The following is a 13,408-nucleotide window of genomic DNA, read 5'->3' on the forward strand; positions in this document are numbered from 1 at the left end:
AAGCGCTTGCGCGCGACATGCTTCACGGCGGGCGGCCAGCAGCCGGACAGACGGGCGCCGGTCTCACTGGGGCGGCTCGCGCAGCTGCACGAAGGCGCGACCGCGCACATCCTGGACCCAGCGCGCATAGGCCTCGTCCAGCCGGCGCTCGCGTAGCGCATTGCGCGCCGCCTCACGCTGCTCACGTGGGCCCAGCGCCACCTTCCGGCGCTCCAGAAGCTGGATGAGGTGGACACCGAAGCGGGAGGTAAAGGGCGGCGCGATCTCGCCCGGCGCCAGGCTCGCCAACACCGCCTCAAACTCGGGCACAAACATGCCGGGGTTGGCCCAGCCCAGGTCACCGCCAGCCGCGGCGCTGCCGTCTTGCGAGTTCTCCCGGGCCAGCAGGGCGAATTCGGCCGCACCGGATTCGATGCGGCGCTTGAACTCGGCCAGACGCTCCCGTGCCGCCGCCTCGGCCAGGCGCGGGCCCGGGCGCAGGAGAATATGGCGGGCCCGTTGCTGGGTGACTGCCATCGAGGGCTCCTGCTGCTTTTGCAGCACCTTGAGCACATGAAAACCAGCGCCGGTGCGCAAGACTGCGCTCACGCCGCCGACGGCCAGGGATTGGGTCGCGTCGAGAAAAACACTGGGGTAGCGGTCCGTCGGGCGCAGGCCGAAGGCGCCGCCGCTGGCCGCCGCGTCGGGTGCGTCCGAGGCCTCGCGCGCGATCACGGCGAAATCCTCACCGGCCTGGGCGCGCTGGCGAATGCGCTCGGCCTTCAATCGCAGTGCCTCCACCTGGGCCGGCGAGGCGGTCTCAGGCACGGCAATCAGCACCTGCGCCAGGTTCAGCGCGACCGCCTGACCACTTGCGGCGGCGGCCTGCTCGCGAAGGAAGTCGTCGATCTCGCGCTCCGAGACCGCGATACGGGCCTCGACCTCGCGCTCACGCACCCGAACCAGAATCAGCTGGCGGCTGAGGTCCTCGCGCAGCTGCTTCTCAGATACGCCCTCGGCCAGCGCGCGACGACGCAGCTCCGCGACATCCACACCGTTCTGCCGGGCCAGATCCTGCTCCGCCTGGTCGACGGCGGGGACATCTGCACGGATGCCGGCATCGCGGGCCACCTGCAACTGCGCGCGCTCATTGATCAGCTGGTCTCGAATCTGCTCCAGCAGTTGCTCGCGGGGGGGCGGTGAGCCACCCTGGCGAGCCAGTTGCTGCTGCAGACGCGGCAGCCGCGCCCGAACCTCGCTGTTGGTGATGGGCTCGGAGTTGACGATCGCGACGATGAAGTCAGCCGCCTGCGGCTCTGCAGGGACCGGCGCTGCGGCTGAGGCAGGAGGAGGCGCAGGAATGACAGCAGGTGCCGGGGCGGCGGCGGGCGCGGCGCTGGCGGGCGCCGGCGCACTTCGGCGCAACTGGGCCAGAGCCGAGCTGGACAGCACCAAGGTGAGGGCCAGCACGCGCAGCGCGAGGGCAGACGGCAGCATCAGAGAGGGGCGAGGAGACATCCGTTCAATCGTAGCGGGTGAAACGGCTGGGCGGGGCCACCTGGCCGTGGAGGAATTCGTAGCGAGGGATATTGGTCCTGAGCGCGCCCAAGACGTTATCTCCCAATCGGGAGAAGCCAATCAGCTCAATCTGGAACAGCAGTCGGGTCTGCGCGGTGGGTGCCCCCACCCGCAGACGCTCGAGCAGCACCCGGCCGACCCAGCAGCAGCCGTCGTATTCGAGGCCGACGATCGAGTCGATCAGCCGCTTTTCCACCAGGTTCATGTTGAGGCGACCCACGCTGTACCAGCGGTCGCCACCCAGACCGCGACCCGAGCCCTGGTCCTGGCCCCGATCACCCCACAGGTCGTTGACCGGCCATTGCCAACTCAGGTCCACCTGCCTGTTGGTGTCACGCTGGAACCGGTAGGCGCCCTGAACCAGACGATAACGTGAGGGCGAATAGCGGGCGTTGAGGGTGGCACGCTCGGACAGGCGCTGCCGAGGGTCGTACTGGGCGGTGAGGTCGGTGCTCCACTGCGGCGTCCAGTTGACCGAGCCACCCACCAGCAGGTCGGAGATGCGATCGGTTGCCCCCAAGTCGGCCGCAGTGAGCGTCACCCGCTGGTCGGCGAAGCGAAGCCGCTGGGCCACACCCAGGCGCGCCAGCTGCGCGCCATTGGCCGCGTCCTGAAAGCGGCTGGTCAGGCCCAAAGTGATCAGGTTGTTGTCGGAAATGCGGTCGTTGCCGGCGTAGGCGCCGTCGGTGAAGATCGTGGCGAAGTTGAAGTCGGTGGCGGCCGAGTCATAGTTGGGCAGCTGGCTCTGCGCACGGTGCGGCGTGTACACATAGTAGGCGCGCGGCTCCAGCGTCTGCAGCAGGGAGCGGCCGAACCATTGGGTGTCACGCTCCAGAATGAGGCCGCTGTCGAGGCTGAAGGTCGGCACCGTGACCCCGGCCGAGGACTCACCGCTCACCGACAAAGGAGCATCGAACTGGTAATGGCGCGCGTGCAGCCGCAACTGCGGCGTCACGAAATACCCGGGGTCGCGCCAGGTCCGCGCCAAGGTGCCGATCAGTAGGGCCCGCTGCGCATTGGGCTGCAAGGTGAGCGAGGAAACCGATTGGAATTGCGTGTACTCGGCCAGCAGCTGGCCCCGCATACCGGCGGGCAGATTGTCCGCATAGCGCGCGGTGACCTGGGGCAGGCGGTCATACGGCGGGATGATGGTGTCGGGGCTCTGCAGGGTCTGCCAAGCCAGGGCCCGGGCCGAGAGGTTCCAGCGGGCGCCGGGGGGCGTCCAGGTCAGAGCGCCCTCGCTGCCCAGCAAGCGTTGGGATTGGGTAATCGAGTTGCGCCCGAAATCACGCCAGTAGTCGTTGTCGCTGACCCGGTTGACGCGCAGGGTGACGCCCAGCCCGCCAGGAAAGGGCTCGCGCGCCAGCCGGTCCTGATGCTCGAGTCCCAGGGCCCAGCGGTTGCGCCCATCGCGCAGCCGGTCATCGGGCAGGACACTCAGCCGTGCACGGCCACGGAAATCCGGCTCGAGGTAGCGAAATTCGCTGCCCAGCTCCAGACCGCGCAGACCCATGAGTGTGGGGGTGATGGTCGCATCGCGGTTGGGCGCGATGTTCCAGTAATAGGGCACCGATACCACCGTGCCATTGACGCTGTCTCCGCCGGTCGTCGCCGGCAGCAGCCCGGACTTGCGATCGTCCGACAAGGGAAAGCTCAGGTAGGGCAGCGGCACCACCGGCACGCCGAAGACCCGCAACATGGCCCCGGTGGCCACGCCCACGCCAGCCTCGTTGTCCAGACGGATCTCCTTCGCGGTCAGCATCCAGGCCGGCCGCCAGCTGCGCTCATCGCTGCGCTGACAGGTGGTGTAGCTAGACCGGTGAATGTTGATCCGATCGTTGTCGAGAAAGTCAATTCGCTCGGCCTGACCGTGGGCGTCATTCTTGAGTAGGCGGTAGCGCGGCGCACTGAAGAAGCCCTGAAAGGCATCGACCTGCAACTCAAGCGCCGGGCCCTCGAAGACATCACCGGCCCGGTTGACCCGCACCTGGCCTTGCGCGCGCGCGGTGTCGGTGGGTTGGTCATAGTGAATGCGGTCGGCGCGCATCACGATGTCGGCCCGGCGCAGGACGGCCTGGCCCTCGACCGTCGTCTCCAGCTCAGTGCGGCCCTCGACGCGCCCGCCCTCGAGAAAGAGGGGCTGCTGTGCACGTTGCTGGCGCGGGATGCGGGGCTGGAGCATCAGGCTGCGCCGCAGCTGCTGGGGGTTTTGGCCCTTGGAGGCTTCGGCCCCCATACGGGACACGGCTGCTGGCGCCTGGGGCGCGATCGCCTGGGCCCAGCCCCAGGTGGGCAAGGCCAACAGGGCCAGCGCCAGCGCCACCGCGCGCAGCGGCGCTGGGCTGCGCGGCAACGAGGCGGAAAAACGGGCAGACAGACGAGCTGACATCAATGGGGCGGGCCTCAACAAACCGTTTGGCGCCAGGAGGCGCGCAGACCGCTTTGTAAAATGAATTATCCATGAGCGAACCCACCCTGCAGACCGTCACCTGGAGCGACACCGCACGCCAGGCGCGTTTCGACACCTGGCTGGGCGCGCTGCGCCAGGCCCACCGGCTGGTGCCCGGCAGCCTGCGGCCTGCCTCCGCTGACGCCAGCTTTCGCCGCTACCTGCGCATCGACGATGAGGCGGGCACCAGCCGCATCATCATGGACGCCCCGCCGGACAAGGAAGACTGCCGTCCCTTCGTGAAGGTGGCCGGCCTGATGCAGACCGCCGGCCTGCTGGTGCCGCAGATCCTGGCCTGGGACGAGCCACATGGCTTCATGCTGCTGGACGACCTGGGTCGCCAAACCATGATGGAGGTCATCGACCCCGCGCGGCCCGAGGCCAATCAGGGCCTGTACCTGCGCGCGCTCGAGGCCCTCGTCGCCTGGCAACAGGCCTCCAGGCCAGGCGTGCTGCCCGCCTACGACGAGGCTCTGTTGCTGCGAGAACTCCAGCTGTTCCCGGACTGGTACCTGGGACGGCACCGCGGCGTCGCGGTGGAGGCCTCCACGCGCGAGACGCTGGACGCCACCTTTCGTCTCATCATCGCCCGCAACCTGGCGGCGCCCACCGTGTATGTGCACCGGGACTTCATGCCCCGCAACCTGATGATCCCAGTCCAGCCGGCCGAACCCCGGCTGGGCGTGCTCGATTTTCAGGACGCGGTCCACGGCCCCATCACCTACGACATCGCCAGCCTGATGCGGGACGCCTTTCTCAGCTGGGACGAGGAGGTGGTACTCGACATCACCGTCCGCTATTGGCAGGCGGCGCGCAAGGCGGGCCTGCCGGTGGACGCCGATTTCGGCGAGTTCTGGCGCGCGGTGGAGTGGATGGGACTGCAGCGCCACCTCAAGGTGGCCGGTATCTTCGCCCGCCTCACCCTGCGAGACGGCAAGCCCAAGTACCTGGCCGACACGCCACGCTTCATCGCCTACATCCGCGCCACTGCGCGACGCTACCGCGAACTGACCCCGCTGCTGCGTCTGGTGGACCAGGTCGAGGGCACCTCTATGACCGAGGCCTTCAGCTTCGGTCGCAGCTGAGGCGGCTGCGCTTCGCAGCCTGGTCTCATCTCCCACCGCTGTCCCTACGGAACACACGCCCCTGATGCCGCGCATTCACTGCCCCGACCCCCTGTCCGAGGGCGCGCATCTGGCGCTGCCGGCCGGCGCCGCCCGCCATGTGCAGGTGCTGCGGATGCAGCCCGGCGAGACGGTGACCCTGTTCGATGGCCGGGGCGGGCAGTGGCAGGCGACCATCACCCGCATGGGCCGCAGCGAGGTGCAGGTCGAGGTCGGCACGCACGCACCCATCGAGCGCGAGGCCGGGCGCGCGGTCTGGCTGGCGCCTGGCATGCCAGCCAATGAACGCATGGACTGGCTGGTGGAAAAGGCCACCGAGCTGGGCGTGGCGGGCATTGCGCCCCTCATCACCGAGCGCAGCGTACTGCGGCTGTCGGGTGAGCGTGCCGAGCGCAAGCAGGCGCACTGGCAAGGCGTGGCTGCGGCCGCCTGCGAGCAATGCGGGCGTAACCGCGTGCCGCAGATCGATACGCCACGCGGCTTGGCCGACTGGCTGGCAGCCCCCGTGGCGCCGACGCTTCGCCGTCTGGTTCTTTCGTTGGAGGGGGACGCCCGGCCGCTGTCGCAAGCCGTGGCTGGGGACACGCACGAAGCAGTGCTGCTTCTTTCCGGCCCCGAGGGCGGGCTCTCTGCCCAGGAAGTCGGGCAGGCGCGCGCTGCCGGCTTTGAGCCGGTGACGCTGGGTCCGCGCGTGCTGCGGGCGGAGACGGCGCCACTGGCGGCGCTGTCCTGGCTCACGCTTGGCGGCGCTGCGAGCTGAGCGCAAGAACGGCTTGCGGCCCCGGCGGGCCGAGAAGACGCGCTGGCGACTTGAAGCCCCCCACCGCTGCGGCATGATGGGGCGATGAATCCCCGCCTTCTGCTCCTGGCCGTCTGCCAGGGCCTGTTCCTCACCAACAACGTCACCTTCATCGCGATCAACGGGCTGGTCGGGTTTGCGCTGGCGCCTCTGCCCTGGATGGCGACGCTGCCGGTCATGGGTTATGTGGTGGGCGGCGCCCTGTCGACCGGGCTGGTGGCCCGGACACAGCGGCGCTACGGACGCCAGCGCTCCTTCCAGCTCGGGCTGATCGTGGGGCTGGCGTCGGCCCTGCTGTGCGCCTGGGCGGCGGTCACGCGCAACTTCGAACTGCTGGTGCTGGCCACCGTGGTGGCCGGCTACTACAACGCCAACGCCCATCTGTACCGCTTCGCAGCCGCGGAACTGGTCGGGGCCGGCGAGCGCGAGAAGGCGGTGTCCTGGGTGATGGCAGGCGGGCTGATCGGGGCCATCGCCGGGCCCAACCTCGCCGCCGCCGGGCGTGACCTGCTGTCGGCGCCCTTTGCCGGCGCCTACCTGGGCCTCAGCGGGGTGGCCCTTGCCGGCCTCGTTTTGATGTCCTTCCTGCGCTTTCCACCGTCCGCAGCGCCGACCGGGGCGGCGGCGCCAAAACGGCCGCTGGGGCAAATCCTGCGCCAACCGGTTTTCGTCGTCGCGGCCCTGACGGGGGCGATGGGCTATGGCGTGATGAACCTGCTGATGGCGGCCACGCCCCTGGCCATGCAGCAGTGCGGCCTGCCTTTCGGAGACGCCGCCTTCGTGCTGGAGTGGCATGTGATCGGCATGTTCGCGCCGGGCTTTTTCACCGGCAACCTGATCAAGCGTTTTGGCTCGCTGAAGGTGATGGCTGCGGGCGTGGTGCTCAACCTGATCTGCATCGCCATCGCGCTCAGCGGCGTCAACCTGCACAACTTCGTGATCGCACTGTTCCTTCTGGGCGTAGGGTGGAACTTCCTCTTCACCGGCTCGACCACGCTCTCGCTGGCGGCCTACAGCCCGCAAGAGCGCGATCAAGCCCAGGGCGCGCTGAACTTCTTTGTCTTCGTGACCATGGCGGTCACCTCGCTGTCCTCGGGCGTGCTAATCACGACCCAGGGCTGGAACATTCTCAACACCGGCTCACTGGTGCCGGTGGCGCTGTGCGGGCTGGCCCTGGGCTGGCTGGCCTGGATTCAGCGCCGGTCCGCGCCCGCCTCGCCCTGACGGCGCGGTGCCGGCAGCGGGGCCGGCGCCAAGCGGCGGTGCAATGAGGGTCGCGCGGGAGCTGCCCAGTGGCTCAGGGCATGGCCGCCATGACCTCAGCCACCGCGGCGGTGAGGCGCTTGGCATAGGGCACGTGCAGAAATTCGTTCGGGCCGTGCGCGTTGCTGCGCGGGCCCAGCACGCCGCAAACCATCATCTGCGCCTGCGGGAACCCTTCGCTCAGCATGTTCATCAGCGGGATCGTGCCGCCCTGGCCGATGTAGCCACAAGGCGCGCCGAAATGCGCCTGTGAGGCCCGGTGCAGGGCCTGCTCGAACCATGGCACTGTGTCCGGCGCGTTCCAGCCGGTGGCGGCGCTGAAGGGCTCGAAGGTCACATGCGCCTGGTAGGGCGCGTTGTCCTCCAGCAAGGCCTTGAGCCGCTGCACCGCCTGCGCGGCATCGACCAAGGGCGGCAGACGCAGCGAGAGCTTGAAGGCGGTGTAGGGGCGCAGCACATTGCCTGCGTCCTGCAAGGCCGGCAGGCCCTCGGCGCCGGTGACCGACAGAGTCGGCGTCCAGGTGCGATTGATAAGGGCCTGTACCGGGTCGGTGGTGGTGGGCAGGGCGAAGGCGGTGGCGCCGCCGCAGTCGTAATGGGCCCAGGGAAAGCGCTTGTAGACCTCGTCGCCCAGGATGGCGGCGGTGGCGCGCGCCTGCTCCAGACGCTGGGCCGGAACGTCACAGTGGAAGATTTCGGGCAGAAGCCGGCCGGTCTGGCTGTCTTCCAGCCGGTCGAGAACCTGCCGCATGATGCGAAAGCTCGAGGGCACGAGGCCCGAGGCGTCGCCGGAGTGGACGCCTTCGGTGAGCACCTGCACCTTGAGCGTACCGGCGGCCATGCCACGCAGCGAGGTGGTGAGCCAGAGTTGCTCGTAGTTGCCGGCGCCCGAGTCGAGGCAGATCACCAGGCCGACATCGCCCAGCCGCGTTCGCAGGGCATCGATATAGGGCAGCAGGTCACGCGAGCCGCTCTCCTCGCTGGTCTCGATCAGGCCGACGATGCGTGGATGCGCCACGTTCTGGGCCTTGAGCGCCTGCACCGCAGCAATGCTGGCGTAGACCGCATAGCCGTCATCGGCAGCGCCTCGGCCATAGAGCTTGCCGTCCTCGTACTTGGGCGTCCAGGGGCCGAGGTCGGCGCGCCAGCCGCTGAACTCCGGCTGCTTGTCGAGGTGACCATACATCAGCACGGTTTGCGCGCTGGATGCGGCGGCGCGGGTGGCGGCGACCTCGAAGAACAGCACCGGCGTGCGCCCGGGCAGGCGCACGACCTCGAGGGTGAGCCCGTCGACCTTCTGGGCCTCGACCCAGGTGGCGGCATTGCGCAGCACGGTGTCGATGTGGCCGTGGGCCGCCCAGTCGGGGTCAAAGCCTGGCGACTTGGCGGGGATGGCGACGTAATCAGTCAGCTGGCGCAGGATGTCGGTGTCCCACTGGCGGGTCACCTGATCGAGGGCGCGGACCGGGTCCAGGCCAGAGGGGGGCAGTTCGTGGTGCAGGGGAGCGTTCATGGCGGCAAGACTTCCTGAAGTTCAATCACGCCCCCCCATGGTAAGGCCTACCTAGCCCGGTGAACCCATGGCCCTCAGACCTCCACCTGAAGCGGAATGGCCTGGCTATCCCTGAGCAGGCCGACCTGCCGGGTGAGAAGCTCCAGCACGTTGAGGCAGACCTCGTCGTCACCAACCAGCAGGCTGTGAATGGAGGTCGTGGCGACCAGGCGGCTCGACTCCGGATGCACGCCCAGGGTGATGCCGGGGTAGGTGCGGCACAGGTTGATTTCGAGCGCGATGCGGTAGGAAGCTTCCAGCGCATGGGGTTCAGGCAGGCCGACGTCGCAGAAGAACTCGATTTGGTCGTTCTCGGTGTTGTGCCGCATGACCACCGTGCTGTCGTTGAGAACGAAGCCCCCGTCCGCGATGGCCTGCTCGACGGCGGCCGGGTCGGCATCGGCCAGGGCCTTTCGCACCACCCGGGGCATCAGCGCGGCGAAGCGCTGCGCGGACTCCACCTCGACGGCGGCCAGGTGGGCCATGACATCGGGCATCGCGTCCTGCGGCTGACCCACGAGCGCCTCCAGGGGCAGGGTCGACGAGGAATGGGCGTCGCTCAGGGACATGTCGCTCTCCAGGAATCAAGTCAAGGGCAGACTGCCCATCTGACCGGCAAACGCGCCGGACCAGTCAGCTTAATTCTAAAGAGCTAACTGCTGCACCACAAGGCGCCAGATCACGCCTAAAAGACCACAGCCCAGAATCACGGGGACCACCCCCAGACGGCCCCGCAGCAACACCAGCAAAGCCAAGGCGGTGAGCGCAAGGGCCGGCCAGTCTAGGCCGAGTGGCCCGGGCGGGCCGAGGGCCGGCCCGCGGGCGACCAGCGCCAGGAAATACAGCGCCAGGCTGGCGATCGCGCCGACCACCGCGGCGGTAATTGCCGCCAGGGGCGCGGTCAAGCCGGGCCGGCCGCGCGTGGACTCGACCAGCGGCCCGCCGCCGAGAATGAATAGAAAGGACGGCAAGAAGGTGAACCAGGTAGCCACGCAGGCGCCGACCACGCCAGCCGCAGCGAGTGCATCGGGGCCCAAGAGCTGGTGGGTCCAGCCGCCGACAAACCCCACGAACGCCACCACGATGATCAGCGGGCCCGGCGTGGTCTCGCCCAGGGCCAGCCCGTCGACCATCTGGGCGGCGGTCAACCACTGGTACTGCTCGACCGCGCCCTGGTGCACATAGGGCAGCACCGCGTAGGCGCCGCCGAACGTGAGCAAGGCGGCCTTGGTGAAGAACCAGCCCATGGCGGCCAGCGCGCGCCCACCATCGCCCCAGGCCAGGAGCGCCGCGAGAGGCAGCAGCCACAAGAGCGCGCCTACGCCGACGACGCGCGCGAGGCCGAGACGGGAGAAGCGCGCGTGGGCGGGCGTGGGGGTGTGGTCGTCGATCAGGGCCGGCGCATTTGCCGACGCCGCCGAACCGGCATGCGCAGCGCCGGCACTGGAAAACTGCGCGGGGACCAGACGGCCGCCAAGCCAGCCGGCCAGGGCTGCAGCGGCGACGACCGCAGGGAAAGGCACGGCCCAGACGGCGACGGCCAAAAAGGCGGCCAGGGCAATGACCCAGCGCGCCGGCGCACGGGCGGGATGGGACAAGGTACGACTGCCCAGCCGCCAAACCGCCTGCATGACCAGGGCCGCCACCGCGGGCCGGATACCGGCGAAGAAGGCGGCCACCCCCGGCAGGTGGCCAAAGGCCAGGTAGCCCCAGCTCAGTGCGATCAGCAGCAGCAGGGCGGGCAACACGAACAACAGGCCCGCGGCGATACCGCCGGCGCTGCGGTGCATCAGCCAGCCCAAATAGGTCGCCAACTGCTGCGCCTCGGGCCCAGGCAGCAGCATGCAGTAGTGGAGCGCGTGCAGGAAGCGGCCCTCGGAAATCCAGCGTCGGCGCTCAACCAGCTCGCGGTGCATGAGGGCGATCTGCCCCGCGGGGCCGCCGAAGCTGATGAACCCGAGCTTGAGCCAGAAGGCCAGGGCCTCGCGAATCGGCACCGCGGCAGGCGCCTCGGCCATGCGGGGAGCGTCTGGCGACTGGCTCACCGAACGCCTGCGCAGGTCATGCGGCTCAGGCCCGCTCGAAGCGGAACACCGCGGTCGACGCCCGGGCATTGGGCATGAAGCGCAGCTCCCGGCCGTCCTGCATGCCGAAGGCGTCGAGGATGGCCAGCCGGTTCTTGGTCGCCAAGGCCTCGAAGTCCTTGAAGGTGCCGACCCGGATATTGGGCGTGTCGTACCACTGGTAAGGGAGGCGTCGGGTCACCGGCATGCGCCCACCCAGCACTGCCAGGCGGTTGGGCCAATGGGCGAAGTTGGGGAAGGCCACAATGCCCACACGCCCCACCCGCGCAGTTTCCACCAGCATGGTTTCGGTGTTGCGCAGGTGCTGGAGGGTGTCGATCTGCAACACGACGTCGAAACTGTCGTCGCCGAACATCGCCAGGCCCTCGTCCAGATTGAGCTGGATCACGTCGACCCCGCGCTGGAGACAGGCCAGCACGTTGGCGTCGGAAAGCTCGACCCCGTAGCCGCTGCAGCCGCGCTCCCGCTTGAGGAAATCCAGCAAGGCGCCATCGCCGCAGCCCAGGTCCAACACCCGCGAGCCGGGCGGCACCAAGCGGGCAATGGAGTGCATCAGGTGGCGGTCGCTCATGACGGAAGCTCCATCGCGATGCGCCCAAACCAGGCCCGCACCGCCGCCAGGTAGCGCGGGTCTTCCAGCAGGAACGCATCGTGGCCGTGCGGGGCGTCGATCTCGGCGTAGCTCACGTCACGCCGGTTATCCAGAAGCGCCTTGACGATTTCACGGCTGCGGGCCGGCGAAAAGCGCCAGTCGGTGGTGAAGCTCACCAGGAGAAACCGAGCCGTCGCGGCGGCCAGTGCCCGGGTCAGGCTACCGCCGTGGTGGCGCGCCGGGTCGAAGTAGTCGAGCGCGCGGGTGATGAGCAAATAGGTGTTGGCGTCGAAGTACTCGCTGAACTTGTCACCCTGGTGGCGCAGGTAGCTTTCGATCTGGAACTCGATGTCCTGGGTGGTGTAGTGGTAGACCTCGCGTGCAGCCTCGCCGACGGCCCCGCGCAGCTCGCGGCCGAACTTCTCGTTCATCACGTCGTCGGACAGGTAAGTGATGTGACCGATCATGCGGGCGATGCGCAGGCCGCGCTTGGGGACCACCCCGTGGCGATAGAAATGGCCACCATGAAAGTCAGGGTCGGTGACGATGGCGCGGCGGGCCACCTCGTTGAAGGCAATGTTCTCCGCGTTCAGATTGGGCGCGCTGGCGATCACCGCCGCATGGCGTACCCGGGCGGGGTAGCGCAGCGTCCATGACAGGGCTTGCATGCCGCCGAGGCTGCCGCCCATGACCGCCGCCAGGGTCTCGATGCCCAGCGCGTCGAGCAGCCGGGCCTGGGCGTCCACCCAATCTTCGACCGTGACCACCGGGAAGTCGGCGCCGTAGACGCGGTCGGTGTCTGGGTTGACGCTCATCGGGCCGGTCGAGCCAAAGCAGGAGCCCAGGTTGTTCACGCCGATGACGAAAAAGCGGTCGGTGTCGACCGGTTTGCCCGGGCCGATCATGGTGTCCCACCAGCCCTCGGAACCCGGTTGGTCCGCGTACACCCCGGCCACATGGTGGGAGGCATTGAGCGCGTGACAGACCACGACCGCATTGCTGCGGTCGGCGTTGAGCGTGCCGTAGGTTTCGTAGGCCAGCTCGTAGCCACGGATCGAAGCCCCGCTCTGCAGCGGCAGCGGCGCGTCGAAGCGCATCGATTGGGGCTGGACAACCAGGGTCATGGAGCAACAAAAAAGCCGGCATCGCCAAATAACGATGCCGGCCGGGCCGGACTCCGTCTTTAGCAGTACTTGTTGGAAGCGCCCGCAAGCGAAAGCAAATCGGCGCTTGTCAGGAAGTATAGGGCCTGTCAGCGGGGGGCTGGTGACCCGGACGGCCCCATCCTGGGTGCTTTGGAGCGGAGGCGACCGCGCGCATACAAAAGTGCCCGCAAAAGCCTGAAAGAGTCCGAAATGGCCTCCAGGAAGCCATCGGCAGGGGTAAAAAGAGCCCCGAACGCGCTGAATCTGAGGCAAATCGACCACAGTTGACGGCCGAGCTGGCCTGCTGAAGCCCACGGGCCTTGCGCCGGCAGGAGATCTGTGTCCCATAATGCGGCTGGGGTGGTGTCCGTAAGGAAACCTCCTCATGGTTTGCGGTGAACAGGTCACTTTCGCGTTGTCAGCAAGTTTCTGGCGCTTTCGGGACTCCATCGCTGGTCTCAATGTTTCTTTAGGAGTCCCGTTTTCATGGGCAACAAACTGTACGTGGGCAACCTGCCCTATTCCGTGCGCGATAGCGACCTCGAGCAAGCTTTCTCCGCTTTTGGCCAAGTGGTTTCCGCCCGAGTGATGATGGAGCGCGACACCGGTCGCTCCAAAGGCTTTGGATTCGTCGAAATGGGCTCCCAAGACGAAGCCACCTCGGCGATTGAAGGCATGAACGGCCAAGCCCTCGGCGGCCGTAACGTGGTGGTCAATGAGGCCCGTCCGATGGAAGCCCGCCCGCGTACCGGCGGCTTCGGTGGTGGTGGCGGCGGTGGCGGCTACGGCGGCGGCGGCGGTGGTGGCGGCGGCTACGGTGGAGGTGGTCGCGGTCGTGGCGAC

11 protein-coding genes are annotated in these 13,408 nt (G+C 68.2%); 4 read left to right on the forward strand and 7 right to left on the reverse strand.

Annotated features, from left to right (window positions below; translation table 11 throughout):
• Positions 1–63: 63 nt before the first annotated feature.
• Positions 64–1,497, reverse strand: coding sequence for a peptidylprolyl isomerase (locus QE494_RS13990; protein WP_300044176.1), 1,434 nt, complete (start codon positions 1,495–1,497; stop codon positions 64–66).
• A 4-nt stretch (positions 1,498–1,501) separates the two neighbouring features.
• Positions 1,502–3,946 (reverse strand): LPS-assembly protein LptD, encoded by a 2,445-nt coding sequence (locus QE494_RS13995; RefSeq protein ID WP_300044178.1) that lies wholly within the window; start codon positions 3,944–3,946, stop codon positions 1,502–1,504.
• Positions 3,947–4,017: 71 nt separating this feature from the next.
• Between QE494_RS13995 and QE494_RS14000 the strand changes: the two genes are divergently transcribed.
• The 3 genes from QE494_RS14000 to QE494_RS14010 all read left to right on the forward strand — a co-directional run bounded on the left by QE494_RS14000 (position 4,018) and on the right by QE494_RS14010 (position 7,153).
• On the forward strand, positions 4,018–5,091 hold the full coding sequence (locus tag QE494_RS14000) for an aminoglycoside phosphotransferase family protein (RefSeq protein WP_300044180.1): 1,074 nt from the start codon (positions 4,018–4,020) through the stop codon (positions 5,089–5,091).
• A 64-nt stretch (positions 5,092–5,155) separates the two neighbouring features.
• Positions 5,156–5,890, forward strand: a complete 735-nt coding sequence (locus QE494_RS14005) for a 16S rRNA (uracil(1498)-N(3))-methyltransferase (protein WP_300044181.1) — start codon at positions 5,156–5,158, stop codon at positions 5,888–5,890.
• Between the two features lie 84 nt (positions 5,891–5,974).
• Positions 5,975–7,153, forward strand: coding sequence for an MFS transporter (locus QE494_RS14010; RefSeq protein ID WP_300044182.1), 1,179 nt, complete (start codon positions 5,975–5,977; stop codon positions 7,151–7,153).
• A gap of 73 nt (positions 7,154–7,226) precedes the next feature.
• Here QE494_RS14010 and QE494_RS14015 read toward each other — a convergent pair whose 3' ends face one another.
• From QE494_RS14015 to QE494_RS14035, 5 genes are all read right to left on the reverse strand, one after another.
• Positions 7,227–8,705, reverse strand: coding sequence for a M20 family metallopeptidase (locus QE494_RS14015; RefSeq protein ID WP_300044184.1), 1,479 nt, complete (start codon positions 8,703–8,705; stop codon positions 7,227–7,229).
• Between the two features lie 74 nt (positions 8,706–8,779).
• Positions 8,780–9,313, reverse strand: a complete 534-nt coding sequence (locus QE494_RS14020) for a type III secretion system chaperone (RefSeq protein WP_300044186.1) — start codon at positions 9,311–9,313, stop codon at positions 8,780–8,782.
• A 75-nt stretch (positions 9,314–9,388) separates the two neighbouring features.
• The gene (chrA, locus tag QE494_RS14025) at positions 9,389–10,762 is read right to left on the reverse strand and encodes a chromate efflux transporter (protein WP_300044188.1); all 1,374 of its coding nucleotides are present in this window, start codon (positions 10,760–10,762) and stop codon (positions 9,389–9,391) included.
• A 52-nt stretch (positions 10,763–10,814) separates the two neighbouring features.
• The gene (gene metW / locus QE494_RS14030) at positions 10,815–11,399 is read right to left on the reverse strand and encodes a methionine biosynthesis protein MetW (protein ID WP_300044191.1); all 585 of its coding nucleotides are present in this window, start codon (positions 11,397–11,399) and stop codon (positions 10,815–10,817) included.
• Positions 11,396–12,544, reverse strand: a complete 1,149-nt coding sequence (locus tag QE494_RS14035) for a homoserine O-acetyltransferase (protein WP_300044193.1) — start codon at positions 12,542–12,544, stop codon at positions 11,396–11,398. The genes metW and QE494_RS14035 overlap by 4 nt, the downstream gene beginning before the upstream one ends.
• 507 nt (positions 12,545–13,051) lie before the next feature.
• Here QE494_RS14035 and QE494_RS14040 point away from each other — a divergent pair.
• A partial coding sequence (locus tag QE494_RS14040) for an RNA-binding protein (protein WP_300044195.1) occupies positions 13,052–13,408 on the forward strand: 357 nt, incomplete at its 3' end.

Source organism: Ramlibacter sp. (assembly GCF_029866045.1).
Taxonomy (GTDB): domain Bacteria; phylum Pseudomonadota; class Gammaproteobacteria; order Burkholderiales; family Burkholderiaceae_C; genus Ramlibacter.